The 26,610-nt window shown below is 42.4% G+C and carries 24 protein-coding genes; 17 read left to right on the top strand and 7 right to left on the bottom strand.

What is annotated here, in order from left to right; translation table 11 throughout:
* Positions 1–87 precede the first annotated feature (87 nt).
* The 5 genes from MIC7126_RS0123405 to MIC7126_RS0123385 all read left to right on the top strand — a co-directional run bounded on the left by MIC7126_RS0123405 (position 88) and on the right by MIC7126_RS0123385 (position 5,612).
* Positions 88–1,341: an ABC transporter substrate-binding protein gene (locus MIC7126_RS0123405; RefSeq protein ID WP_017655561.1), complete on the top strand. Its 1,254-nt coding sequence runs from the start codon at positions 88–90 to the stop codon at positions 1,339–1,341.
* A gap of 155 nt (positions 1,342–1,496) precedes the next feature.
* Complete coding sequence (locus MIC7126_RS0123400; protein WP_017655560.1) at positions 1,497–1,880, top strand: nuclear transport factor 2 family protein; 384 nt, start codon at positions 1,497–1,499, stop codon at positions 1,878–1,880.
* Between the two features lie 524 nt (positions 1,881–2,404).
* A complete protein-coding gene (locus MIC7126_RS0123395; protein ID WP_017655559.1) occupies positions 2,405–3,703 on the top strand; it encodes a biotin/lipoyl-binding protein in 1,299 nt (432 codons plus the stop codon).
* Entirely contained in the window at positions 3,700–4,875 is a 1,176-nt protein-coding gene (devC, locus tag MIC7126_RS0123390; protein WP_017655558.1) for an ABC transporter permease DevC, read from the top strand. The genes MIC7126_RS0123395 and devC overlap by 4 nt, the downstream gene beginning before the upstream one ends.
* 41 nt (positions 4,876–4,916) lie before the next feature.
* Positions 4,917–5,612 carry a DevA family ABC transporter ATP-binding protein gene (locus tag MIC7126_RS0123385; protein WP_026100483.1) on the top strand — a complete coding sequence of 232 codons (696 nt, stop codon included), beginning with the start codon at positions 4,917–4,919 and terminating at the stop codon, positions 5,610–5,612.
* Positions 5,613–5,693: 81 nt separating this feature from the next.
* Here MIC7126_RS0123385 and MIC7126_RS0123380 read toward each other — a convergent pair whose 3' ends face one another.
* Both MIC7126_RS0123380 and MIC7126_RS0123375 read right to left on the bottom strand, forming a co-directional pair.
* Positions 5,694–6,929, bottom strand: coding sequence for an LL-diaminopimelate aminotransferase (locus tag MIC7126_RS0123380; protein WP_017655556.1), 1,236 nt, complete (start codon positions 6,927–6,929; stop codon positions 5,694–5,696).
* A 115-nt stretch (positions 6,930–7,044) separates the two neighbouring features.
* Positions 7,045–8,301, bottom strand: a complete 1,257-nt coding sequence (locus tag MIC7126_RS0123375) for a bifunctional sterol desaturase/short chain dehydrogenase (protein WP_017655555.1) — start codon at positions 8,299–8,301, stop codon at positions 7,045–7,047.
* A gap of 498 nt (positions 8,302–8,799) precedes the next feature.
* Here MIC7126_RS0123375 and MIC7126_RS0123370 point away from each other — a divergent pair, with 498 nt between their 5' ends.
* Together MIC7126_RS0123370 and MIC7126_RS0123365 are read left to right on the top strand one after the other, a co-directional pair.
* Positions 8,800–9,993, top strand: coding sequence for a glycoside hydrolase family 10-like protein (locus MIC7126_RS0123370; RefSeq protein ID WP_193787695.1), 1,194 nt, complete (start codon positions 8,800–8,802; stop codon positions 9,991–9,993).
* A 695-nt stretch (positions 9,994–10,688) separates the two neighbouring features.
* A complete protein-coding gene (locus MIC7126_RS0123365; RefSeq protein ID WP_026100481.1) occupies positions 10,689–11,234 on the top strand; it encodes a hypothetical protein in 546 nt (181 codons plus the stop codon).
* Between the two features lie 80 nt (positions 11,235–11,314).
* Here MIC7126_RS0123365 and cobO read toward each other — a convergent pair whose 3' ends face one another.
* Positions 11,315–11,992, bottom strand: a complete 678-nt coding sequence (gene cobO, locus MIC7126_RS0123360; protein WP_017655552.1) for a cob(I)yrinic acid a,c-diamide adenosyltransferase — start codon at positions 11,990–11,992, stop codon at positions 11,315–11,317.
* Between the two features lie 637 nt (positions 11,993–12,629).
* Here cobO and MIC7126_RS0123350 point away from each other — a divergent pair.
* Complete coding sequence (locus MIC7126_RS0123350) at positions 12,630–13,583, top strand: DUF1822 family protein (protein ID WP_017655550.1); 954 nt, start codon at positions 12,630–12,632, stop codon at positions 13,581–13,583.
* Between the two features lie 93 nt (positions 13,584–13,676).
* A complete protein-coding gene (locus MIC7126_RS0123345) occupies positions 13,677–15,998 on the top strand; it encodes a CHASE2 domain-containing protein (protein WP_017655549.1) in 2,322 nt (773 codons plus the stop codon).
* A gap of 9 nt (positions 15,999–16,007) precedes the next feature.
* Here the strand turns inward: MIC7126_RS0123345 and MIC7126_RS0123340 are convergent, their stop codons facing one another.
* The gene (locus MIC7126_RS0123340; RefSeq protein ID WP_017655548.1) at positions 16,008–16,208 is read right to left on the bottom strand and encodes a hypothetical protein; all 201 of its coding nucleotides are present in this window, start codon (positions 16,206–16,208) and stop codon (positions 16,008–16,010) included.
* 161 nt (positions 16,209–16,369) lie between these two features.
* On the opposite strand from MIC7126_RS0123340, the gene MIC7126_RS31415 reads away from it, so the two are divergent.
* Together MIC7126_RS31415 and MIC7126_RS0123335 are read left to right on the top strand one after the other, a co-directional pair.
* On the top strand, positions 16,370–16,570 hold the full coding sequence (locus MIC7126_RS31415) for a hypothetical protein (protein ID WP_169330790.1): 201 nt from the start codon (positions 16,370–16,372) through the stop codon (positions 16,568–16,570).
* 225 nt (positions 16,571–16,795) lie between these two features.
* Entirely contained in the window at positions 16,796–17,518 is a 723-nt protein-coding gene (locus MIC7126_RS0123335) for a TerC family protein (RefSeq protein WP_017655547.1), read from the top strand.
* A gap of 81 nt (positions 17,519–17,599) precedes the next feature.
* Here MIC7126_RS0123335 and MIC7126_RS0123330 read toward each other — a convergent pair whose 3' ends face one another.
* A complete protein-coding gene (locus tag MIC7126_RS0123330; RefSeq protein WP_017655546.1) occupies positions 17,600–19,015 on the bottom strand; it encodes an ATP-binding protein in 1,416 nt (471 codons plus the stop codon).
* A gap of 24 nt (positions 19,016–19,039) precedes the next feature.
* Positions 19,040–19,399 (bottom strand): PAS domain-containing protein, encoded by a 360-nt coding sequence (locus MIC7126_RS0123325; protein ID WP_017655545.1) that lies wholly within the window; start codon positions 19,397–19,399, stop codon positions 19,040–19,042.
* A gap of 283 nt (positions 19,400–19,682) precedes the next feature.
* On the opposite strand from MIC7126_RS0123325, the gene MIC7126_RS0123320 reads away from it, so the two are divergent.
* The 6 genes from MIC7126_RS0123320 to MIC7126_RS0123295 all read left to right on the top strand — a co-directional run bounded on the left by MIC7126_RS0123320 (position 19,683) and on the right by MIC7126_RS0123295 (position 25,766).
* Positions 19,683–21,578 (top strand): FAD/NAD(P)-binding protein, encoded by a 1,896-nt coding sequence (locus MIC7126_RS0123320; RefSeq protein ID WP_017655544.1) that lies wholly within the window; start codon positions 19,683–19,685, stop codon positions 21,576–21,578.
* On the top strand, positions 21,565–22,767 hold the full coding sequence (locus MIC7126_RS0123315) for a YbfB/YjiJ family MFS transporter (RefSeq protein WP_017655543.1): 1,203 nt from the start codon (positions 21,565–21,567) through the stop codon (positions 22,765–22,767). The genes MIC7126_RS0123320 and MIC7126_RS0123315 overlap by 14 nt, the downstream gene beginning before the upstream one ends.
* Positions 22,764–23,372 (top strand): glutathione S-transferase family protein, encoded by a 609-nt coding sequence (locus tag MIC7126_RS0123310; RefSeq protein WP_017655542.1) that lies wholly within the window; start codon positions 22,764–22,766, stop codon positions 23,370–23,372. The genes MIC7126_RS0123315 and MIC7126_RS0123310 overlap by 4 nt, the downstream gene beginning before the upstream one ends.
* Positions 23,373–23,509: 137 nt before the next feature.
* Positions 23,510–24,538, top strand: coding sequence for a VOC family protein (locus MIC7126_RS0123305; RefSeq protein WP_026100480.1), 1,029 nt, complete (start codon positions 23,510–23,512; stop codon positions 24,536–24,538).
* Between the two features lie 136 nt (positions 24,539–24,674).
* Positions 24,675–25,193 carry a hypothetical protein gene (locus tag MIC7126_RS0123300; RefSeq protein WP_017655540.1) on the top strand — a complete coding sequence of 173 codons (519 nt, stop codon included), beginning with the start codon at positions 24,675–24,677 and terminating at the stop codon, positions 25,191–25,193.
* 204 nt (positions 25,194–25,397) lie between these two features.
* Positions 25,398–25,766, top strand: a complete 369-nt coding sequence (locus tag MIC7126_RS0123295; RefSeq protein WP_017655539.1) for a pentapeptide repeat-containing protein — start codon at positions 25,398–25,400, stop codon at positions 25,764–25,766.
* A gap of 10 nt (positions 25,767–25,776) precedes the next feature.
* Here the strand turns inward: MIC7126_RS0123295 and MIC7126_RS0123290 are convergent, their stop codons facing one another.
* On the bottom strand, positions 25,777–26,589 hold the full coding sequence (locus tag MIC7126_RS0123290) for a DUF1838 domain-containing protein (RefSeq protein ID WP_017655538.1): 813 nt from the start codon (positions 26,587–26,589) through the stop codon (positions 25,777–25,779).
* Between the last annotated feature and the right edge of the window lie 21 nt (positions 26,590–26,610).

Genomic DNA, 26,610 nt, shown 5'->3' with positions numbered 1-26,610 from the left:
AACTATTAAACTTATCTAAAAGTAAATGTAGAGACGTCTCAAAAGCGACGTCTCTATCAAGGCTATCGTGCGGATAGTAATACTTTTGTGAGCAAGGGCAAGTTTTTCAGCTTTTTGGTGCTAGTGGGAGCGATCGCTTTGATCGCCATCCACAGTATAAAACTCATCAGCGCCCCTCCAGCATCAACTGCAGTCACCGTCAAACTCAGCGGTTGGGGTGGTAACATTGTTGAGCAAAAATTATTGCAGCAGGTACTCAATGACTTTGAAGCCCAGCACCCGCAAATTAAAGTCAAGTATGAGGTCATTTCTGATCAGTACATGGATGTACTGAAAACTCGTTTGGTGGGAGAAGCAGCGCCTGATGTTTTCTATTTGGATGCTTTAGAAGCTCCTTTTTTGATGAGTCAGGATGTCTTGGAGCCGCTAGATGCCTATATTACACCCGAATTTGACTTAGGGGACTTTGAGCCAAATCTACTGAAGAGTTTTAAGTATAAAAATCATATTTATGGTTTGCCCAAGGATTATTCTACCTTGTCTCTGTTCTATAACAAACAAGCCTTTGCCGCCGCAGGTTTAAAAAATCCACCGCCAACTTGGGAAGAATTACGCGCCTACTCCCAAAAGTTAACTGGGAAACTCAACAGATATGGCTTGGGAATCACTCCAGAGTTAGCACGCCAAGCTTACAAAATTAAAGCCTTCGGCGGTCAAATTGTTGACCAAAATGGTAACGCCTCCTTTGCGAGTGAGGCTGGTTTACAAGGATTGCAGTTAGTGGTAGACCAGTATCAAAAAGACCGCTCCTCTGCTCAAAAATCTGACGTGGGGACAAATTCCGGCAGTGAAATGTTTGGTCAAAGCAAGGTAGCAATGGTGATTGAGGGGAATTGGGCAATTCCCTATCTCAGAGAAACTTTTCCCCAGTTAGAATTTGCCACCGCAGAGATACCGACGATTAATGCTCAAAAAGGCACAATGGTATTTACCGTTGCCTATGTGATGAACAAACAAGCCAAAGACAAAGCTGCAGCTTGGGAACTGATTTCCTATCTCACAGGAAAAGCAGGGATGGAAAAGTGGACAGGTACAGGGTTTGCGCTGCCGACTCGGCAATCGGTGGCGCAGAAATTGGGTTATGATCAAGACCCACTGCGATCGCCTTTTGTCGCTGGGGTTAATTACGCTACACCTTGGCAGGTTGGTAAATATCCAGGGGCAATTGTGAACAACTTTGATAACCAATTTATCAGCGCCTTATTGGGGCAACAACCATTAAAGCAGGCAATGGTGCGGGCAGAAAATGAAGCGAATCAGCAAATCAAAACTATGGAATAGAGATGTCAGCTACAAAAGCACTCACCAACACATAGCACCCTCGCTAGCCCCTACTTCCTAGCCTCCAGACATGATAGCGTCGATAAAAAAGCTTCAGCTAAACTCTATACAATAAATTATTAGTCTTTACTGCATCTGGTTCACCATACCAATAAATGTCAGATCAACCTGCACTCCTAATTGAACTGCTCCGTGAGGCATACGCAGCCTTCAACGCGCGAGACATTGACGCCGCCCTTGCCCTCATGAGTCCGGACGTGGTTTGGCCGAGAGCGTTCAAAGGCGGTTTTGTCCGTGGGCCTGAAGAAGTTCGCGCTTACTGGACGGAGCAATGGAGCGAGATCAATCCGCACGTCGAGCCAATTTCCTTTTACTTAGAGGAGGACGGGCGCATTTTGGTTGATGTGCATCAGGTCGTACGTGACTTAGCTGGAACAGTTCTTGCTGATGAGTACGTGGGCCATCGATTCACCTTTGAAAACGGCTTGATTCAAGCTATGGAAGTCTGTCCACCTCCATCGTCCACCCCAAAGACCTAACCACGCGCAAAGAACGAAGGTGAAGTAAGCAACCATAAAGAAAGTTACGCCCTTGGATTTGATGAATTGAATTTGGAAATCTCAAATAAGCTCTTTCTCCCCCTCATTCGTGTCAACTTAAGCCACAGATGCTTAAATGCTTGGCTGACCTACCCGCCAGGGAATGAATTCCCAGGCTAATAGCTGAAGTCTACTGAAGTAGACTAGGGATTTGTGAGCATTTTTAGTCATCTTGAGATGACTTAAGCTATGAGACTCAGAATTCATTCTGAGGCGGGACAAGAGTTTCGCGTTAAGTTGACACCAATGTCTCCCCCTGCGCCCGAACCTCCCCTGCTCCCCCTGCTTCGCCCAGTGACGGGATATTTATTTACTTGCAAATCCCCTATCCCGGTTTTCTGTGCCGTTGCTACTCGCACCCCTGTGTCTTTGGCTATGGTGTCTTGACTAAACTAATCAGTTTAGTTTAGGATAATTGAACTAGACGGTTTAGTTTAATTTGTGTCAACCAGAGGATACTACTTATGGCGCAAAACTGGAATTTAGGAAATACGCAGACGCTGTTAAAAATGCCGATCGCTCTGGGAATCGCAGCATCTGTTGTGGTGGTTGGATTCAGTGTTTATACGGTGAGTAAATTTCGTGAAACACCAAATAATAAACAACAAATCATAACTCCAGCACAGCCAGTAGTAAAAACAGTCACAGCATTAGGACGACTGGAACCAAAAGAAGAAGTAATTAGACTTTCAGCCCCGAATGCAGGGGAAGGTAACTTAGTACAGCAGTTGTTGGTGAAAGAAAGCGATCGCGTCAAAATAGGACAGATAATAGCAATTATGGATGGACGCGATCGCTTACAAGCGAGTATGAACGAAGCGCAAAGACAAATGCAAGTAGCCCAATCCCGCCTAGCTCAGGTGAAAGCAGGCGCAAAACAAGGTGAAATTGGGGCGCGTCAAGCCACCATCAACCGATTACAAGTAGAACTACAAGGAAACAGAATCACCCTCCAAGCGACAATTAATCGCCTAGAAGCCGAACTCCAAGGACAACAACAGCAACTCAAAGCCACCGTAGCTCGCGTCAACGCCGAAAAGCGCAATGCACAAGCTGACGTCAAACGCTACGAAACTTTATACAAAGAAGGGGCGATTTCCAGCCAAGAAGTTGACAAAAGACGCCTCAGCGCCGAAACCTCCGCCCAACAGTTCATCGAAAGCCGAGCCACCCAAACCAGAACCGTCGCTACTCTGGAGCAGCAGATTAACGAAGCCAAAGCCAACCGCGACAAAACCATCGCCACCTTAGAGCAGCAGATTAACGAAGCTAAAGCCAACCTCAACCAAACCGCCGAAGTCCGTCCTACAGATATCGTCAACGCTCAAGCAGAAGTAAACAGCGCTCAAGCCACAGTAGAGAAAATTAGAGCACAACTCAACCAAGCGTATATCCGCGCACCCAAAGCCGGACAAATTCTCAAAATTCGTACCCGCGCCGGCGAAACAGCCGGTAGCGAAGGCATAGTAGACTTAGGGCAAACCGATCAGATGTACGCAGTTGCAGAAGTATACCAAAGTGATATTCATAAAGTGCGACCCGGACAACGGGTGAAAGTCACCAGCGATTCTTTAGAGGGAGCATTACAGGGAACAGTCGATTGGATCGGAATGCAAGTCCAGCGCCAGAATATCATCAACAGCGACCCCTCCAGCAACATTGACAACAGAATAGTAGAAGTGCATGTGCGCTTAGATCAGCCGTCTAGTCAAAAAGCTAGTAACTTTACCAATTTACAGATTCAGGCGGTGATTGAGCAATGATCGGATTTATTCAACAGCTGGGACGACGCACACCCCTCGGATGGTTGCAATTAAATCGTGAAAAAAGTCGTTTATTAGTAGCATTATCAGGCATTGCTTTTGCTGATTTATTAATGTTTATGCAATTGGGGTTTCAGTCAGCTTTATTTGACAGCAACACCAGACTGCATAGCAGCATGGACGCGGATATTTTTTTAGTCAGTCCGCAAGCGCGAAATTTAGCAAATATGTCCAGCTTTACCCGTCGTCGGTTGTATCAAGCAATGGATGTCCAAGGTGTAAAATCAGCAACTGGCGTGTATGTTAATTTTGTTGATTGGAAAAATCCCCAAACTCACAAAAAAACATCAGTATTAGTCATGGGGTTTGATCCAGACAAGCAAATTTTTGATTTACCAGAAGTGAAGCGTCAACAAAATGTTCTCAAGTTACCAAATTCAGTAATTTTTGATCGCGCCTCTAGAGGAGAATATCAACAAACATTTGCCCAAATTGATCAAGGAAAACCAGTCAATACGGAAATTGATCGCCAGACAATTACTATTAATGGCTTATTTAAAGTTGGCGCTTCCTTCATTGCTGATGGAACTTTGATTACTAGTGACCAAACTTTCTTGCGGTTATTTCCTAAGCGAGATGCTAGCAGCTTGAGTATCGGTTTATTAAATTTACAACCAGGGTATGACCCGAAACAAGTTGCAGATGCTTTAAAATTGCAGCTTGGTAATGATGTCAAAGTTTTGACAAAAACCGAATTTATTGAAGTAGAAAAGCATTATTGGCAAACAAACACTGCTATCGGCTTTATTTTTAGTTTGGGTGTGTCGATGGGATTCATGGTCGGGGTGATTATTGTTTACCAAGTCCTGTCTACAGATGTCAATGCCCACATCAAAGAATACGCCACCTTTAAAGCTATGGGTTATAACAATTTCTACCTTTTAGGTGTGGTATTTGAAGAGGCAATAATTCTCGCTATTTTAGGTTTTCTGCCAGGATTGGGTGTATCTTTTGGACTTTATGCTTTGACTAGAAATGCGACCAATTTACCATTAATCATGACTGTAGCGCGAGCAATTCAGGTACAAGTATTGACCATGATTATGTGTATGATTTCTGGGGCGATCGCTACTCGCAAAGTTCAATCTGCTGACCCGGCTGATATGTTTTAAAATTGGTTATTTGTCATTCTCTTCATTCCCCTCATCTCCCTATGTCTTCTGTTATCTCTGTGAAAAATCTAGATCATTATTTTGGTCATGGACAATTGCGTAAGCAGGTTCTATTTGATATCAATTTAGAAATTAACGCTGGTGAAATCATCATTATGACTGGGCCATCTGGTTCTGGAAAAACGACACTCCTCACCTTGGTGGGTGGATTGCGTTCGGCTCAATCTGGTAGCTTGCAAGTGTTAGGAGCAGAACTGTGTGGCGCAAGTGCAGGACAATTAACTAAAGCACGACGTCATCATGGTTACATTTTCCAAGCTCATAATCTACACGGGAGCTTGACTGCGCTACAAAACGTGAGAATGGGTTTAGAAGTACATCCAGGTATCTCACCCCAGGAAATGAAAACTCGTGCTGCTCAGATGTTGGAGCTAGTGGGATTAGGAAATCGCCTGAATTATTATCCAGATGACTTATCCGGGGGACAAAAACAACGGGTAGCGATCGCTCGTGCTCTAGTCAGTCGTCCTAAAATTGTCTTAGCAGATGAACCAACTGCAGCGCTGGACAGCAAATCGGGTCGAGATGTGGTCAACTTGATGCAAAAATTAGCTAAAGAACAAAGCTGTACAATTCTGTTGGTGACTCATGATAACCGCATCTTAGATATTGCCGATCGCATTGTTCATATGGAAGATGGTAAACTAGCTCAAGATAAAGCTGTAGTTGCCGCTTGAGAAAATTTCTAAGGTATTAATATTTCGTCACTCAGCTCCCCGACTTCCGGGAAAAGTCGGGGAGCTTCTAGTCATAAACTACTACAAAGACAGACGAGTGGTAATCCTTTCCATTGCTGTTTCTACATTCTCTCGGCTATTGAAAGCCGAAATCCGGAAGTATCCTTCACCAGCAGCACCGAACCCAGAACCAGGAGTCCCGACGACGTTGACGGTTTGGAGCAATTTGTCGAAGAATTCCCAACTAGAAATGCCGTTAGGTGTTTTCACCCAGACATAAGGTGCATTAACACCACCGTAAACTTGCAAGCCGGCGGTTGTGAGTTGCTGGCGAATAATTTTGGCGTTTTCTAGATAAAAGTTTACCAAAGTTTGAATTTGCGATTGTCCATCTGCTGAATAAACTGCCTCAGCACCTTTTTGTACAATGTAGGATACACCATTAAATTTAGTGGATTGGCGCCGATTCCACAGCTTCCACAGTTCCACATCAGCGCCATCAGCAGCTTTGGCTGTGAGGGTTTTGGGGATGACTGTTAATGCACACCGAGTTCCTGTGAAACCTGCATTTTTGGAGAAAGAACGAAACTCGATAGCAACTTCTCTGGCTCCGGGAATTTCGTAGATAGAATGGGGTATATTGGGATCAGTGATGTAGGCTTCGTAAGCGGCATCAAAAAAGATAATTGAGTTATTCGCTTTTGCATAATCTACCCATGCTTGCAGATGAGCTTTAGTCGCTACTGCACCTGTGGGATTGTTGGGGAAGCAAAGATAAATTAAATCGACTTTTTGGGAGGGAATCTCTGCGGTAAAGTTGTTTTCAGCGGAGATTGGCAAATAAACTAAGCCTGCATATTCACCTTGGTCATTAACTGCTCCTGTATTTCCCGCCATAACGTTAGTATCAACGTATACGGGATAAACCGGATCTGTGACGGCGATTGTGTTGTTATGACCGAATATTTCTAGAATATTGCCTGTATCACATTTAGAACCATCAGAAATAAAGATTTCGGAAGCGTCTATATCTGCACCCCGTGCTTGAAAATCTTGGGCGGCGATTTTTTCCCGTAACCAAGTATAACCTTGTTCTGGGCCGTAGCCTTTGAAGGTAGTGCGATCGCCCATTTCCTCAACAGCTTGGATCATCGCTTGGCGACAAGCTGCCGGTAATGGTTCGGTGACATCGCCAATGCCCAAGCGAATTATACTAGCATCAGGATTATCTGCCGCAAAAGTATTTACTCGCCGAGCAATTTCTGGAAATAAATAACCTGCTTTCAGTTTCAGGTAGTTATCGTTAATCGTTGCCATAGTAGTTTGTGAACAACACCTAAAACAGCTTACTGCTAATGAGGGGCTAGGGTGGAGACTACGGGCTAGGGTAGAGAGATTTTCTTATCTGGGGAGGAACCCAGTCCCCTCACCCCTAATCCCTCACCCGTTTTTTGCTATTAGCTGCTTTGCTAAAAACTCGATAGTACAGCCATGTGGTGGTTTCTTTTAAAGGAAACAGCACATAGGTGAGAGGATTAATGGTAACAATGATATTGCGGAAGTCTCGCCGTGCTAAAAATAGGATGGCACGCGCCACCTGGGGTGCTGACATGACTCCATAGGGATTAAGTTGGCTTTTAAAAGGGCCAAGGATGAGTTTGCGAATTACGCAATCCCCGTCCAACTGCTTGAGGGTGACAAGATTTCCTAGGGCGCGTTTGCTGAGTTCATACAGTGGGCTGAGTGCTGGGGACACCTCAGCTTCAGAGGTATTCACCCAAATTTCCTTAGTGGCTTTGTCTTGTGGCCCTGTGACAGTAGTGATAAATATATCCATTAACTGCAAGGCGGAAAAGACATTCACCTCATAGGAAGATGCGATCGCCTGTGGTGTTCGCTCACCATAAACATTGATTCCATGATTAATAATCAAAATATCAACTTTTTCTAAACTATTCTTGAGTTCAGCTTCCTTTCCTAACTGCCAAGCAACTACCGTCATCCCTGGTTGCGGCACTAATTTTTCTGGATTAGTTGTCAATGATACCACTTTGGCATTCTGTTTTAAAATTTCGGCTGCTAAAGCTGCTCCCAAGGTACCTGATGCACCAGTTATAGCTACAACTTTACCTTTAAGTGATAGCCCTGTGCCCAACACCTTATCCACCAAGGGAACAACACCACTGTAATAAGCATTCACATCATCAAAATGATGTCGCCAATGATAAGACCGATTTACCCACCAAACAGAGGGAATCGTTTCTAAAGGGCCGGGAAGATGGTTATAGTCTGTATCAATTGACCCCTGGAAATATCTCAGGGACGCGCCATATAAAAAAGAGCAGGCGTAGACCACTCCCAGCCATAATCCCATTTGCTGGACAATTAAGGCAATTATTGTCAATATCACTACCAATAGACCAGACTCCACAATATCGTGGTAGAGCTGGGAATCTTTGTAAGTTTTTAGAGAAACTATCGATAAATCCCGACGATACACCATGTGGTGCTTGTTGTGCCATTTAGATAGCCAATTGACTTGGTGACACAAAGCATGGTAGCTGTCTCTGAGTATTTCGGTGAGCAGAAGTGAGAAAAATCCCCAAATAGCAAACTGTAAGCAGGTATTTATCAAAACCCAATTCATCTGTAATCTTGCCTCAATCCCAGTTAAGCTTTCGGCTAACATCTAAATCATATTGCGAGCTACTCCATTTTTCTTCATTAATCCTCACAATTTAGTTGTCAAGCGTTAGTGGCGACAGTACACCAGAACTACTGCAAAAAAACTGCAGATCCCTTGTGATTTTACTCACAAACTGGTAATAGTTAATAATGTCCAGGGTTCTACTGTACTGGTTAACAAAAATTAGCTGTCCTCTTAGAGAGAGCAAAAGATTCAGACTTATGTAATTAGTATCTTGATCAATTTTGTAGTCAACGTTAAGCCGTCATAGCGGTTAGCGTCGATTTTCAGTTGCGGCGAAACCTCTGAACATGCTCCCGCTGTGCCTTCGGACTTTACGTAACAGCCGTGGCGGGCACTACCGACTTAGTAACTGCGTCAATCATCTTACAGTGAATTGTCTGCTTCAATATTTTTGAAGCAACTATTTTGACGCGGCGTATTGCATAAAAAAATACTAATTAATCACGCATTTAGTCGATATAGATAGTTAGGGGGTATATGATTTGTAGATTCGACCAGAAAAATAAGCGATCGCTGCGGTTGCTTTTGCCAGTACTATTTCTGATATCATTATTAACAACATTTTGGGTCAGTAGCTTTCATCCGGTCATAGCCCAGCTACCCCGTCAAGAAATTCGGGGAGTTTGGATGACCAACAATGACATGGATATCCTCAAGGAACGCAGCAAAGTCCTTGAGTCTGTGAGCAGGCTGCAGCGTTTGAACTTCAACACTATCTATCCTGTAATCTGGAACTCTGGGTATGTGATGTATCCTAGCGCTGTTGCTCAACGTACAGGAATTCAACCCTTTGTCTTGCGAGGTAAAGACGGACATGATATCCTTGCAGACCTGACTACCCAAGCTCATCGTCAAGGATTACTCGTGATTCCTTGGTTTGAATTTGGTTTTATGGCTCCCCCAACCTCAGAATTAGCCTTGAATCGTCCCGAATGGTTCACGCAAAAACGAGATGGTAGCCAAACTTCCATCAGTGCTGCAGGTGAAGTCATGTGGCTCAATCCCTTCCATCCACAAGTGCAGCAATTTATTACCAGTCTCGTTGTCGAAGCTACCACCCAATATGATGTTGATGGCATTCAGTTCGACGACCACATGAGTTTGCCTCATGAATTTGGCTACGATAAATATACAACAGCGTTGTATACTCAAGAAACAAAAAATCCCGTCCCCACTAACCCGCAAGATCCAGCTTGGGTAGGCTGGCGAGCCGATAAAATCACCGCATTCATGGTACAGCTTAACCAAGCTGTCAAAACGAGAAAACCCAAAGCGATTTTCTCAGTCTCTCCCAACTATTACAACTTTGCCTATAAATTTCAACTCCAAGACTGGCTTTATTGGGTGCGGCTGAACATTGTCGATGAGCTAATTGTGCAAGTGTATCGTCCGAAGTTGCAAAGTTTTATCGAAAAAATTTCCCTCCCAGAAATGCAAGAAGTTCAGCAAACGATTCCTGCGGGAGTTGGGATTATGGCTGGTTTGCGAAATAACCCAGTTTCCATACAACAGATTAAAGCTCAGGTGCGAGCTGCTCAAGAGCGCGGTTTGGGTGCTGTTTTCTTCTACTACGAAAGCCTTTGGGAGCATAGCTCCGAGTCTGTCGCTGAACGCCAAACAGGATTACAAAATCTCTTTGTCTCACCAGCGCTTCGCGCCAGAACACCTTAACCAAGACGACGACGCCAATCAAAAATTAACATATCCGCTCATGAATGTAGAGACGTTGCTTTTGCTTCGTCTCTACAATTTTATTACCCTTTGCCTTAAGCCTTTTGCCTCGTTTCAATTTCCGGCGTTGCTGAATCAACGTATGAAAGTCAAAAATTTCATCTCACTCTCTGCGACTCTGCGACTCTGCGTGAGATAATGCCAATTCTCTAAATTTTGGCAACACATCAATAACCTGTAAGGGCGTAGCTTGCTTCTCCGTTTCGGAGTACGGCCGTACCCTGCTCTAAGGCGGAGCCTACGCCCCTACCAATTTATCTGTTGTCCCCTTTTGGCAAATTGACATAAATTCATACTCTCAATCAGCAACGCCCAATTTCCGGAATCGAGAAATTTACTGCTGTAGCTCCCTATGTAGCAAAAACACGGAGCTTCGCAGCAAAAATATGAAGATTGTTTAAAGAAAGAACATACATCATCCTATCGGGTGAATCTACTGGGTGAAGCAAAAAAAACATAAAAACAGGTAATCTTCAGGTTATCGCGGCAAATTAAATAAAAAATTCATCTTTTTCGCGTTTTATACCCAGGACAATATAAATCAAACCTTTGAGAGATCCATGATTTATAAAGATCCAGTTAAGTTGTAAGTAAGGTGCTGTGAGAATAGTTAGTTTTTTAACAGGAGGTGTCAGGTGCTTAACAACATTCGTCAGTCAAATTCGCTCCATCAGCTGAAAATTCCCGTTGTTGGCTTACTTCTCACCCTAGGAATGATCAGCGGGTCAAATCAAGCAGTTCTCAGTCAAGAAATAAAAACATTACCTGCATCTGCCAATCATAAATCTGCAAAAGAAACAGCAAACGCACCTAAAGCCAATTATCCCAGGCAAAATGGGGTTTATCTTTACGGTCAATCCTCACAACCAAACCAGATTGGGCAAGGATACATCATATTTGAGAAACAACAAGGAACTGTTAAAGGTGCTTTATATATGCCCAGTTCTGAGTTCAGTTGTTTTCAAGGTACACTCGACAAGTCAGGAGAATTGGCGATGACTGTTCGCGGTTTACCAGACGCAGGTGGGCCGACTCAAGTCGCTACAGGTAGTACATTACCGAGAATTAGTGAGGATGAATTAAGTACCTACGCTTACTCGGTGGCACTGCAAGATTATCATCAGCTTAAATCTATCAGTGCTAACGATCGCCGAATTTTACAAATGTGTAATCAATTATAAGCAATCAGCGAGTTTGAATTCTGTCCTCTGCCGTAGCAACTGGCGGCGCATTTAGCAGCGATGCTGATTTTAAAGTCAATTTAATACTCAATTCCTGGTTGCGCTTTCACACCTTGGTCTTTAAAAGGATGTTTCACCAGAGTCATTTCCGTTACCAAATCAGCTCGCTCGATGAGTGCTGCTGGGGCGCCTCGTCCGGTGAGAATTACGTGCTTGTCTGCTGGCTTTTGCGCTAGACCTGCTAAGACCTGTTCTACTTGCAGATAACCCATTTTCAGTGCAATATTGATTTCGTCCAAAAGCACCAGTTTAAAATCTGGGTTGCAGATATATTCTAATGACTTTTCCCAGGCAGCGCTAGCCTTTTCCAGATCGCGATCGCGGTCTTGGGTTTCCCAAGTAAAGCCTTCGCCCATTGCATGAAATTCTAGCTGGTCATGCCAATTGCTGAAAACCCTTTTTTCTGATGGTTCCCAAGCACCTTTGATAAACTGGACAATTGCCACCTTATATCCATGACCAAGGGATCTTAATACCATTCCCAATGCTGCAGTGGTTTTACCTTTACCGTTACCAGTGTTGACAATTATTAATCCTTTTTCTGGAGATGCTTCTGCTATCCGCTTGTCTTGAACTTCTTTACGGCGCTGCATCTTTTTGCGGTACTGTTCATCACTTAGCGATGAAGACATTACCTCATCAATCACACGAGCAATTTCTTGATCTGAATCTAATGCTTGCGGGGTGTCGTTTTTCATTAATCTTATCGGGGAATTAGTAGGTCGGTGCAAATAAAGTCAACGGCTCGGTCTTGTCGTTAGGTATTAGTCATTAGTCACTGGTGAAAGCTGCGGGTATATTTAAATGTTTTAATATAGTTCAATTTATTAAGAGCAATTTAGTGACAATCGCTTTCACAAAAATTTAACAACGCTGAGAATAAAGGGCGATGTTATTTAACTCCCATTGTTATTCTAAAAAATTTCCTAAGTTTATTACGTGTCTTTGCCAACAAAACTTTATCATTTAATTTAATTAGTTAAGTGCACAAAATAAATCTCATCACAAACATTGTTCACAATTCACATTCTTCGTGACAATATAGGGATCATATTTGATTTGGAGAAAAACACGTAGTGGTGTGGCAAGCCTTAAATAATGTGATAGGTTTTATAGGCTGGGTCGTTCGCGTCAGCGTCTCGCAGAGAAGCATGAGACTCAACACCCGGATTAATGTTGGGTTGCGCTCCGTTTAACCCAACCTACTTTTTTAGTTTGAAAACAGTCCCTAGGCTCAGTACAAATGCCCCATTCCCCATTCCCCCAAAATATGGCATAAATTTAGAGAATGTGGGTGATAAGTACACAGCAGCATTGATCACTGGGGATTGAACTATGAGTAACACCACCTATAAGTCAGAAGATTCCGCTGTACCCTTGCCAATCACCCAAGCAGCACGCAGAATAGCTCAACAGTTTGCCAACCAACAGACCACGCCTAAAAAAGCAGAGCAAGTCCGGCTCAATACCCTAGCAGTGTGGGTAGTCAACGACTATCTACACATGATGGATATTACTACTAACCTCCAAGCGAGTGACAGTTGGAATGCAGTGATACGGCTTTGTGCTGATGTTGCTGATTTAGAAATACCAGCAATTGGTCGTTTGGAGTGTCGCCCTGTAGCTGTGAATGACTCGATATGTGCTGTCCCCCCGGAAACCTGGACGGAACGGGTGGGTTATGTAGCAGTACAAATCGATGAATCTCTGCAACAGGCAAAAATTCTCGGTTTTGTGGCGAGTGTGAACACAGAGCAATTGCCTCTCAGTAAATTTTTACCACCAGAGGCATTTATTGATCATCTATGGCAACTACAGCAATCGCCAGTGAATTTAACTCAGTGGTTTATTGGCATTTTTGAGTCTGGTTGGCAAACTGTGGAAGGGTTATGGCAATCCTTGGGAGTCCCACCAGCTTATGCGTTCCGTTCTCCGGAAATTTTTCAACAAGCACCCCAACACTCAGAAGCACTGACCAAACGGGCAAAACTGATTGATTTAGGGATCCAAATCGCTAATCAACCAGTGATCCTGATTGTGGAAATCAGCCCTCACACTCACCAAAAAACCAGTATTCGCCTGCAACTGCACCCCCTAGGGAGCCAAGTTTATCTACCACCAGGAGTGCAATTAACAGTTTTAGATGAGTCAGGGTCAACATTTTTGGAAGCTCAAGCCAGAAGTGCTGACAATTATATCCAGTTGCAGTTTCGCGGCGATGCGAAAGAGTACTTTAGCGTAAAAGTAGCACTTAACGATACAAGTATTATAGAAAGGTTTGTGATTTAAAGGTGCGTTCTAGCTGGCATCAGCCCTAATGATGTTTAAATTACAAATTATGATCCAGCTTCGATGATGGGACATGGGAGCGCAGGTACAATCATGGGTAAATTAGTAGTTCTAAAGTTCGTCGATGGTGACTTTGAGAAGGGGTTTGCTGTCAGTTTGCAGATTGGCGAAGAACGCGATCGCCCCACAACAGAAATTAGTGGTAAACTGCCTCCATGTCCCGAAATGCCTCTTTATTACAACCATTGGCAGTCTAGTTATCGACGTTTAGGACAAACTTATCGTTTGGATGCTGATCAGGTACAGATCACAAATGTGTCAACTACACAAAATTGTTACCACACCGCCCATATCTTGCGGGCACGTTTCAATAATTGGTTACAAGCCGAAGAGTTTCGCCCCGTCAGGGAAAAATGGTTAGAAAGATTACTACCCACAGACGAAGTGCGGGTGATTTTACAAGCGGACGATAGCCAATTGCAGCGCCTTCCTTGGCATTTATGGGACTTACTCGAACGCTACCCCAAAGCGGAAATTGGTTTATCATCACCAACTTACGATCGCATTCACAAACCACCCACACCCAACCATGTGGTGAATATTCTCGCTATTGTGGGCAATAGTCAAGGAATTGACACCAAAGCCGACCAACTGCTGTTGCAAAACTGCACAAATGCCAATGTCAGCTTTTTGGTGGAGCCACAACTACAACAATTAACCGATCATCTTTGGCAGCAAAATTGGGATATCCTCTTCTTCGCTGGACATAGTTCGAGTCAGGACAACGACGCTAGCGGGCGGATTTATCTGAATCAAACCGATAGCCTCAGCATCAACGAGTTAAAATATGCTCTGAAAAAAGCCATCGAAAGAGGATTACAACTAGCAATTTTCAACTCCTGTGATGGATTGGGACTAGCGCGAGAATTAGCTGATTTGCAAATTCCGCAAATTATCGTCATGCGCGAACCTGTACCCGACCAAGTGGCGCACGAGTTCTTAAAATATTTTCTGGACGCCTTTGCTAACGGTGAATCCTTATACCAAGCAGTGCGCCAAGGACGAGAACGCCTACAAGGACTAGAAGATAAATTTCCCTGTGCAACTTGGCTACCGGTAATTTGTCAAAATCCTGCCCAAATCCCCCCCACTTGGGAAGATTTCATCCGTGTCCGAAATACACATTTATTTGCAAATGTCAAGCAAAAATTTCCATTAACCGTATTTTCCGGTTTAGCGATCGCTGCTGTAGTTTGTGGAGTCAGGTTTTTAGGACTACTGCAAAGTACAGAGCTAACAGCCTTAGATTTGATGATGCGATCGCGTCCCCTCGAATCCCCAGATCAGCGGATGCTGATCATCACAATCGACGATACAGACCTAGCATTTCAGCGCCAACAAGGCGAAATTCTCAAAGGTACATCCATCTCAGATACATCTTTGCAGAAATTACTCACCAAACTCAAACAATATCAACCCAGCGTCATCGGCTTAGATATCTACCGTGATTTTCCCGCCGAGCAGCCAAACTTAGTTCCCCATCTCCAACAAACTCAAAACTTAGTTGGTGTCTGCAAAGGCAGCGATACACTCGAAAATATCAAAGGTATCGCACCACCGCCAGAAATCCCCCAAGAACGAATAGGATACAGCGACTTTATTCACGATAGCGACGGGGTGGTCCGTCGTCATCTCATGTATATGAACCAAGAGCCAGCGTCCTTGTGTTCCGCGCCCTATGCACTGAGTATGCAATTAGTATTCCGCTATCTACTTCCCAAGAGAATTCAACCAAAATTCACCCCCCAAGGGAATTTACAACTCGGTCATACTGTGCTGCCTCGCCTCTCATCCCATGCTAGCGGCTATCAAGGTATCGATGCTAGCGGTGGACAAATTTTACTCAATTACCGTGCGAACAAAAAAATTGCCGAACAGGTGACACTAACCCAGTTTCTCAACAATCCCCTCAATTCCAGGGCGATCAACAACAAAATTATTTTGATCGGTGTGACAGCAAAAGGAGATTCTCCAGACTACTGGTCAACTCCCTACGGCAATCTTTTCAACGAGCAGATGCCTGGAGTATTATTACAAGCACACATGGTCAGTCAAATCCTCAGTCATGTCTTGGATGGACGCCCACTGCTGCGAGTTTCCTCACCATGGATAGACTTACTCTGGATTAGTGGTTGGTCTTTAGTAGGGGGAATTATTGCTTGGCGGTTATCCTCCCTTTCCCGGTTATCTTTAGCAGTTGGTATTAGCTGTAGTGTTGTGTATGTATCCTGTTTTGGCGTCCTCATCTGCGGCGTTTGGCTACCCTTTGTCCCTTCCATCATCGCCTTGATGGGAACAACTACAGTCAGCGCAATTCAAAACGGCAAAATTCGTGTTGGTTTTTTGACCAACTGAGTCGATAATTTACTGATTCTGGCGATCGCGTTCATCTAGCGCTTTATTAATTGCATCTCTGCAAAACTCAGCTTTCTCGTCACCTAGTTGCTTGAGGCGATCGCTCGCTTCTTTGGTAATTCTGATATTAAGTTGTTCAGATAATGGCTGCTCTCGGTCGGTAGTGAAACCGTGGTCTTTGATGTCTGGATTCCCACCTTTGCGTGCCATAATGTAACAAGTTTGAAACAAATCTTGCTTAATAGTTTGCTAGCATATTATTAATTATATTCAGTGGTTATCAATTTGGACGGTTGCAACCACCGAATCACCCTATTCAGGCATTTATATGTTTACACGTGAAGAGCTAGCAAGCAAGTAAGAGTGAAGAATTGCAACAATTAGGCAAAAATCTAGGGCTAGAACCGATAGGTAATCCCGGCTATGCATCCACATGGATTACAGGGTTATTATCATCTGGAGCCAGGGGAATCGAAGATTGCGAGAACGGTGTCGGATTAAAACGCTGCGTCCCTACCCTGCGGGTTCCGCCTTTGGCGGTATGTGCTAACCTCAGCGTACCTCTGCGTTGAAAAAAATATCGCTCCACTATCCCAAAATATAGAAAATCTTAAGACTTTTGGTGTATCGTCATACACTCAACATCCCATGTAATCTTGCCACTGCATAGACATGATAGTCTTCATCATGACTCTTAACCACGTTAAGCTGAATAAAAGTAGCAATTTATTGCACTTTTCATGATTAAATTAACCCTTCGAGTTAATTTTTAATTTTTTCTGTTTGAGATACCCGGAATGCTAGACCAAATTTTTGATTATCTTCACTTCCACTTCAGCGTTGAAGCGCCTATAGTCCTGCTTATTCTGGTGTTGTTAGAGGCGGTGCTATCTGCTGACAATGCGATCGCCCTCGCTGCGATCGCCCAAGGATTGGAAGACAAAAAACTTGAGCAACAAGCGCTAAACTTGGGTTTAGTTGTTGCCTATGTGCTCAGAATCACGCTCCTATTAACAGCTACCTGGGTACAAAATTTTTGGCAATTTGAGTTACTCGGTGCTGCTTATCTACTATGGCTGGTGTTTCAACACTTCACAGTCAATGAAGACGAAGAAAATCAGCGTCACGGCCCTCGTTTTAGCTCTTTGTGGCAAGTTATACCCGTGATTGCTCTAACAGATTTAGCCTTTTCTTTAGATAGTGTCACCACAGCGATCGCTGTTTCCCAAGAAACTTGGTTAGTACTCACGGGTACAACCATCGGGATTGTTACCTTGCGCTACATGACGGGATTGTTTATCCGTTGGTTAGATGAATTTGAAAATCTAGAAGATGCAGGCTATGTCACTGTAGCTTTAGTGGGTTTGCGCTTGTTGTTAAAAGTAGTAAACGATAATTTTGTCCCCCCAGAATGGGCAATGATTACAGCTATTGGCTTAGTCTTAGCCTGGGGATTTTCTAAGCGGACTCTAATTCAAGCACCAGAAGAGGTGATTGAGAAAACCGAAGTCCCGAAATAGGTGTGCGATCGCTCGCTGTAGGGCGGGTTTTCCCCGCCCCTGCGGGTATGTCCCTAACAAACCGCATTTTGTAACATGGTGTTAAATATTCTTCTTTTTTAAAGAAATCCTGACAGGAACTTGAATAATAAATTCCGTCCCCATTCCTGGCGTTGAAAAACAGGTGAGCTTACCGCCGTGATTTTCGGTAATAATTTTGTAACTAATAGCCATTCCCATTCCTGTTCCCTTACCGACAGGTTTTGTGGTAAAGAATGGATTAAAAATATGTGGTAGAGTTTTTGAGGAAATTCCAGTCCCATTGTCTGCAATCACAACTTCCACCCATCGTGAGTCAATTGCAGATGTCCGAATCGTGATGTTGCTGGAGCGATCGTTAATTTCCTCAGAGATTTGTTTAATTTTAGACTCTAAAATCGCATCAATTGCATTTGCCAAAATATTCATGAATACTTGGTTTAATTGTCCAGCAAAGCACTCAACCAATGGCAAATTACCATAATCTCTAATTACCTTGATTTCTGAATATTCTGATGTAGCTTTGAGTCGATGTTGCAAAATAAGTAGAGTGCTATTAATACCTTCATGAATATCAACTGCTTTGATTTCTGATTCATCTAACCGTGAAAAATTCCGCAGTGATGTCACAATCTGGGTAATTCTCTCAGTCCCCATTTCCATCGAACTCAGGAGTTGGGGAAAATCTGTTTGTAAAAAATCTAAGTCAATTTTTTTCGCAACCTTCTCAATTTCTTTTCCAGGGTGAGGAAAATGCTTTTGATACAGTTGTAATAAATGCAATAAATCTAACCCATATTCTTTCAAATAAGTCAAATTACCATAAACAAAGTTAACTGGATTATTAATTTCATGAGCAATTCCTGCAACTAATTGTCCCAGTCCTGACATTTTTTCCGCTTGAATTAATTGAGCTTGGGTCTGTTGAAGTTCATTGAGTAACTTTTGTAGTTGTACAGTTTCCGTTTGTAAACAAGCATTAGCTTCCTGCAACTCTTGGGTACGTTTAGCTACCTGTTGTTCTAAAGCTTCATTCACTTCTTGAAGCCTACGTTCTGCTTCTCTTTGGCGAGTGACATCTCGCAACACTAACACTGAACTTACAGAGTCATCTGATTGTGCGAAGTTGTTAGTAATTTCTACAAACGACCAAGCGATTTCTAAAGTTAGATATTGATTGGATTGAGAATATTCATAACATTGTTTACCATTTTTGCAGCTTTTCAATGCGATCATCACAGGATGAAACTCATCCGCAACGACTTGTCCATTCAATAATAAAGGCAGTTTTTCTGGTAATGATTTTCCTAAAAGTAATAAACGAGTCTGTCCGAAAAAACGTTCAAGAGCAGCATTACACCACTTAATTCTACCCCGACCATCTGTCCAAACAATACATTCCTCAACCGTACTCAGTGCAATTTCCATTTTGCTCAGAGTTGAGCGAAGTTGTTTAAGTTGGGAATCCAAGTCACTCATCTGAGATATTCAATCCTTAGCGACCTAAGTCGTTTCCAAAGGGCGTAATGTAGCTGCAAAAAACCAAATTCCTTCGTGTTTTTCAGCAATAATAAAGTGTTCAGTTTCAATTTCTTGATGATCTTTTGTTACCGCCTTCAGATTTAATGGGTGATTGAGAACTGTAGCTTGTCCAGTAGCAGAAAAGCGAGAAAATCCCAAATTGTGGGAGTCATAAAAGAACGGCGGGAGAATTACCGTCAACGGTTGACCGATGATTTCTTCACCAGTCCACCCAAAAACATCGACAAAATGAGTGTTGATATCCACCACAATTCCTTTGTGATCGGCGACAATCACAGGCACATCACTTTGTTTAAGTTGCTCAATCGTCAAATTTGACATTTTATCTCTGACAAAGAACTTGTGTAAATCAATTATGCCCGTTTAAGAGCGAAAAATAACTATACATAATTTAAGAGTTGTAACTCTTATATGTGGAAAATACTTAACTGATTATTTTGATTTTTTTTTAATTTTAGGTGTGCTTTCCCTAGCCTAACTCCAAATTTTTGGCAACTATAAGATTCATAGTGCTTAAAAAATCCTGCAAATCTGAGATTAAGGGCGATATTTTGATCGGTTTTTAATGAAGTTTAGCAGTGTTGTTTATTGACAAAATACAATCATGGAAGAATTTATCAATCAGCAAACAAATTTTGTAATTGATTTTAGTAAATGGATAGGGCCAATTGCTATTGATATTGCAATTGTTGGTGCAGGTCCTAGGGGTTTAAGTGTTCTAGAGCGGATTATTGCTTTTGCTAGAGCCAAACAATTTTCACCAGATGTCAACTTGAATATTAATATTTTTGACCCTAATCCTTTGGGAGCAGGTTGTCATTATATTGACCAAGCAGAGCATTTATTAGTAAATACGATCGCCAGCCAAATAACTATTTTTTCAGACCATACAGTGCAAGGTTCTGGATTCATTTTAGATGGCCCTTCTTTTTATGAATGGCTTTGTGACTACACCTCCTCATCACAAGATCCTAATGCTTATTATCCCAGAAAATTATTATGTGAATATTTACAATGGGGCTTTCGCTATTTATGCGAGCTTGCACCGGAAATAGTAAATATTAAACCAGTTGCACAGCGTGTAGTTTCTGCTTCTTGCTCCCTCACAACATGGTACATTCAGACAGAAAATGGTGATAAATACCACCAAGATTATGTTTTTTTAACAACGGGACATGAACAAGAAATTTTGCAAGAGAATGAAGCAAACCGCCGTTTATTTTCTGCTTATCCTCTCCACATATCCACATCAGGTATTCAATCCCATGAAACAATAGCCCTGGAAGGTTTGGGATTATCAACATGCGACGTCTTATCTATGCTGACGATAGGTCGAGGAGGGAAATTCTTCCGCAATCAAGAGCAGGTTCTTTGCTATCAAGCATCACAAAAAGAGCCAAAAATAATCGCCTTTTCTCGTTCAGGATTACCATTATCAGCAAGAGCCAAAAATGAAAAAGAAGCCCGGGAACAATATAAAGCTAATTTTCTCACCCGTAAAGCGATTAGTGACTTAAAAGAGAAATATCAAAAAATAAATTTTGCAGTTAATTTACTGCCATTGTTATTAAATGATATGGAGTTTGTCTATAGCAAAACTTATATCAAAAAACATCATGGTCACATTGCAGCAAATATATTTGCTAATGCATATTTAACTGTTAAAGATAATGAGCGCAAATCTTTAGTTGTTGATTATATTCCATTACAACATCACTTTAATTGGGAAAATTTGGTAAATCCCATACCACCTCACGCCCTAGAATCGCAAAATAAATTTAATGCATGGCTCGATGATTATTTAGTTGCAGATGTCAGAAATGCTAATGAAGGTAACGTTTCCAATCCTCTCAAAGCTGCTTGTGATGTTTTGAGAGATGTCAGAGATAATATCCGCTATGCTATTGATTTTGCTGGATTGACGGAAAGTAGTCATCGCTGGCTTTTTTATTCATTTATTCCTGTAATGAATCGCTTGGCTGTAGGCCCTCCAAAAATTAGAATTGAGGAGATTTTGGCATTAAAAAAAGCTGGAATTTTAAAAATAGATTTGGGAATAAACCCTGAGTGGAAATTTGATGAAACCAGTAATTTATTTGTCATTAATGGACAATTTGAAACTATTAAATCTGATGTTTTGATTCGTTCACGCATTGCTATGCCTAGCCCTCAACAAAGCTCAAATCTCTTGCTGCGACAACTGATAAACGATGGTTTTGCTCGCCCATTTTTTAATAAAAAATTTCATCCCAATGGCTTAGATATTTCATCAGATTTTAATTTAATTAGCAGAGACAATAACGTATACCAAAATTTTTGGGTATTAGGAACACCAACCGAGGGAGCCAAGTTTTACACCTTTATTTTGCCCAGACCTTTTGTTAATTCGACTGCATTACTTGATGCAGATCGAATTGTGCAATCTTTAGTCAATCAAATCAACGCCAAATCTGCGCCGAGTGAGCATCAGCGAATGGAGAAAGTTTATGAGGGGAAATAAATCCAGTTTTTGGCTGGCTGGGTTAGCTGCTACCTTTATCGGCAATGGAATCGGGCGTTTTGCCTATATTACATTGATGCCTGCACTGATTCAAGCTCACTGGTTTTCCAAGGAAGATGCAGCCCAATTAGGTGTTGCTACCTTAATTGGTTATTTACTCGGGCCGATATTTATTCAGCGTGTCATCAAAAGCGTCAGTAACACGATTTTAGTGCGATGGGGGATGGTGTTATGTTCTCTTAGTTACCTCGCTTGCTCGTTCCCGAATATGAGCTTTTTCTGGTTCTATAGTTGGAGATTTTTAGCAGGTTTTGGTGGAGCCATTTTGATGGTTTTAGCCGCACCGATGATTTTACCCCACGTATCCCCAACCCAACGGGGACGTGTTGCAGGGGTGATTTTTGCAGGTATTGGTCTGGGTGCGGCTTTAGCTGGCTTGTTGATTCCTGTGATGGTGAGCATACACATCAGTTTTGCATGGTTGACAATGGGCGTCACTTGTGCGTTCTTAAGTCTAGTTACATGGAAGACTTGGGCAAAGATATCTGTGGAATCGGCTGCATCTGGTGACGTCAATTATTCGCCAATTGGTGAAAAAGAAGTCAAATTTTGGCAAAATCAGAGCATGTGGTATTTATTGATAGCCTATGCATGTAACGCCGTGGGTTTTTTACCGCATACACTGTTTTGGGTGGACTTTCTGGTGCGGGAGTTAGGGTTTTCTCTAGCGGTGGGTGGTGTGTCCTGGTCATTATTTGGCATAGGTGCAGCTCTTGGCCCGTTGTTAACTGGTATATTAGGCGATCGCTGGGGATTTCGACGCTGTTTATTAGTCTGTTTTGCACTGAAAGCTTTGGGCGTGGCGTTACCCTTGCTCACCACCACTTTGTGGGTATTACATTTCTCTGCATTCTTGGTGGGGATGTTTACCCCAGGGATTGTGACTTTGGTTTCAATGTACGCCCTAGAACTAGTTGGAGCTAAACAACATCGTGTTGCGTGGAGTGCGATGACTTTTTCGTTTGCTTTAACTCAAGCTTTTGGCGGTTTCTGTATGGCGTTGTTAATTAGTCATGCTGATTCTTATTTACCTTTATATGCCATCAGTGTTACAGCTCTAGTGATTTCCATTTTTTGCATCATGGCTACCCATCCTCAGCCTTGCCCACAATTGATTCAGAAGTCATGAAGCTGTATTTAAATGATACTTCCCCATTCGCCCGTTTAATCTTAATTTGTGCACTGGAATATAACATCAAAGAAATGGAATTGATTTGGGTTGATCCGTGGACAATGCCGACAAATTTGTTGGCGATCAATCCATTTTCCACAGTACCAGTTTTACAATTAGACAATGGAGATGTGTTATACGAAAGCAGTATTATTGCCAATTATTTAACTGTTAATTCCACACCAGCAACTTTGCTTGATTATCAGCGTTTAGCTTTGGGAAAAATGCTCATAGAAACTGCCTTTCGCCACGTCAGTTTAGCACGTTATTCTCCAGAAAACGCCACGCTTCATCCTTTTATTGCCAGAACAGAGCAAGTTATTAAACAAGTATTGCAGGCGCTTTCAGAACGGGATTTACCAAAATTTTCTGCCGAAGTTACACCCGATTTAGCTAGTTTGCAATTAGCTGTAGCTTTAGATTATCTTGTTTTCCGTCTCCCCAATTTAGTAGAAGCTTATTTGCCGATAACAGTTAAAGAACAACTGAGCTATTTTCAATTGCGCCGCAGTTTTGCGTTAACTACACCAGCAATCCTAGGCGTAAAGTCCAGATATTTGTGATTTTAGGTGTTGCTGTTAATCGGAAGGGCACAACATTGTTGTGCCCCTACCTGTGTATCTCATTTACTGGAAAAAATTCAGAGCTTTACAAAAAAACAGTATAAGGTGAAATGGTAGTTGTGATTCCCATCTACCATATGACCCAAGAACAAACTACAATAGCCGGGATATATGAAGTCTGTATTGGTGTTCCGGAGCCAATTTCCGCAATTCAATATTGGGAGCAATTCGGCTACCGGATTGGTCAAGTAGGCGAATTATCTGCAGATGTCGCCCATAAATTATATAAAGTGAATTCGTCTCTACGCTCGATTCGCCTTTATCATCAAAATGCTGACCATGGTTTGATTCGGTTAATGGTGTGGCAAAATCCCACTAATGAGGGGTTGGGAACGGGGACGATGAAAGTTAGGGGTAATCGCTGGGCGACAAGCTTAACTACTGATGTTTTAACCATTTTAAATCATGCAGAAGAAGCCAAAGCAGCGGGTGGGGATATTAGATACTCTCAACCTTACTGGGAAATTATCTACAACAAGGAGCGCAAAAGCCGTCCTTTTATAGATGCTGCGGTGGGAGTGCGAGAAATGCTGCTGTTACAACCTTTAACTAGACAGGTTTTATTTCAAAGGTTTGGTTATACACTGCCCAATTATGGACAAGTTAACCATGATGCTACTTTTAAAACTAGTCAGTTCACCCATATGGGGTTGATTGTTCAAGATGATAGCAAAGCAACGCTGAAGTTTTATGAGGAAGTTTTAGGTTTGTTGCGGGTGCGCGACGATGTGGAAACTAGTTATGAATCTTCGCCTGCGGGTAGAGATATTTTTGATCTTCATCCTGGTGAAAAGTTTATTGTTACCGCTTTCGATGATCCGCGTTCTTCTCAAACTGACTTCAGTGCGGCGCGTAGTGGGAGACTTTATATTGTCAGGTTTCCGGAGGCGATGAATTTAGAGTCGCGGTTTAGTGCCGCACAACCGGGTAGCTGGGGAATTTCATTATACACCTACCGTGTCAGCGAAATAGCAAAATTTGGCGATCGCATTAGCCAAACTCCAGTCCAAAATCTCACAAACATCTTGACTAACGAATTTGGTGAGCAAAGTTTATCTTTCACCGCTCCAGATGGTTACTTTTGGAATTTGGTAGCAGGGGTATAAGGCGTTATGGCAATTTTTGGTATTAATTATTCTCTCCCTCATTTTTTCCTTTTTGCAAACAGTCACAATCTCCTAGTTCAACCCGGAGAGGAGGAAGGAAGATGGAAATAATTAGCAAACATTTTGCGGAAAAATTATGTTGATGAGACTTTGGGCTGCTACGGTTGTGCTAACTTCTTCTGGGCTGATAGCTTTTGAACCGATTAATAGTGATTCTGTCTTCGCACAGAAGCCTGTAATATCCCCAGCTGTGAACAAAGCGGATTTCGGGGTGGAGAGAGTTAATGCCCAGCGTCAAGCAACTTTTATTCCCACTACCAAAGTACCATTTAAAGAGGGGAGTAGATACGGCTGGCAAATTCAACTCAAGGACTACAAAGGGGAAGTGACATGGCGCGAAATTCTGCGATTACCTAAACGTCCGGAAACTTGGGGTACAAATAGCGGCGAAAACTTTTCTATTTCTCCTAATGGACAGGACGCAGTGACAAAACGCACGGTGACGACTACAGACGGTGTAATTAAAAATTTTTGGACTATTACCCCCGGTGATCCTGTCGGTAAGCATAGAATAGAAGTCTATGTTGGCGATCGCTTGATTAGTGCTTTCGATTTTGAAATAATTGCAAGTAATCAGAAAGGGGCTAGGGAATAGGGGCTAGGGCGGGATGGGGTGGAGGTGAGTGAAGAGAACAATTAATATTAAATAACAAAGATTTTTCAGCCCCTTTTGTGCTAGATACATAGCCTAAAACTTCAAGGAATATTAAACTTATTTACTAACATTATTTTCTAATATTCCTTCTTTCCCCTGTTCCCTGTTCCCCGTTCCCTGTTCCCTCTTCCCTAAATATAAACTATGGATGCTAATGAATTAAGGCGGCGCTATTCCGCAGGGGAAAAACATTTTCCAGCAGTCAATTTAAGCCGAGTCAGGCTAATTGGCGCTTACTTACCAGGAATCAATCTTTGGGGAGCAAACTTAAGTGGAGCTAACCTCGCTAAAGCTAAACTCTGGGGATCTGATTTGAGTCGAGCCAATCTCGCTCAAACCAACTTAACCAGAGCTAATTTATGTGGTGTGAAATTGAATGAAGCTAATCTGCGGGGAGCTAAACTCAATTACGCTAAGTTGTATGGTGCTAATTTGAGTGGTGCTTTCTATGACGAAAGCACGCGATTTTCTAGAGGCTTTGACCCGGTGAGTATGAATATGCGGAAGTTTTAGCTATTCTTGCTCATTTCTGTGCAGTAACAATGGGGAAAATCTCACCTGCTAAATAAGCATCAAAGTGTTTTTGAAAATATAGCCAAGAAGTCATATCTTCTCCTTCTTGAAATGATGTGGGAGCGCTTTTATATAAAGGAACGCGGGTGTTAATTTCCTGTTGGATTAATGGGGGTAAATCTGTTAAGCCTGCAACCTTTTTTCCTGTGGTACTATAAATCAAATGACCAGGGCGATCGCTCATTTTCATCCAAGGAAGCCATTGACCAATTCGATCCCAACTCAGCTTTAATTGAGAAACTGATGTTAATGTCGAATCCCATAAATCTGCAGTGGGTACACTGATTTTAAATAACTCCGCAGCTTGATAAATTTTAGATGGACTGTATTCGGCAAACTGCGGATCTTCTGCTAAAACATTGGGGTAAGTAGGAAATATATCAAAAACAAAAGTTGTATTTTCTTCTTCAACTTGTACTGGGAATTTTCCTCGGAAATGTCCCTGAACAGGATCATTTGCTACGTGAATGACAGTTAGTTTTTCACCTGTCCAAGGGTTTTCCCATTTTCGCAAAATTTCATCTGTCTCTGGGTCGAGATAATAAGTTAATTCTCTAGATGTAAAATCCCAGCTACCCTCTTCTGTAGACAGACATCTACTAACACTCATTCCTAATATTTTAAAGAGCAGTTTTCGTTTTTCACCAGGGACAAAAGCATAAATTTTCCCTGTCCAAATTAGGAAGGTGGATTCGGTAGGATCAAGAGAAGAACGAGTTTTTACCCAGTGTAGAGCATCTAATTCTTGAGTTTGTGCAACCATTTTATATCTCCTGATTAACTA

The organism is Fortiea contorta PCC 7126 (assembly GCF_000332295.1).
Lineage (GTDB): Bacteria > Cyanobacteriota > Cyanobacteriia > Cyanobacteriales > Nostocaceae > Fortiea > Fortiea contorta.
The sequence above is the reverse complement of the archived record's forward strand: the minus strand, read 5'-3'. Positions and strand labels throughout refer to the sequence as shown.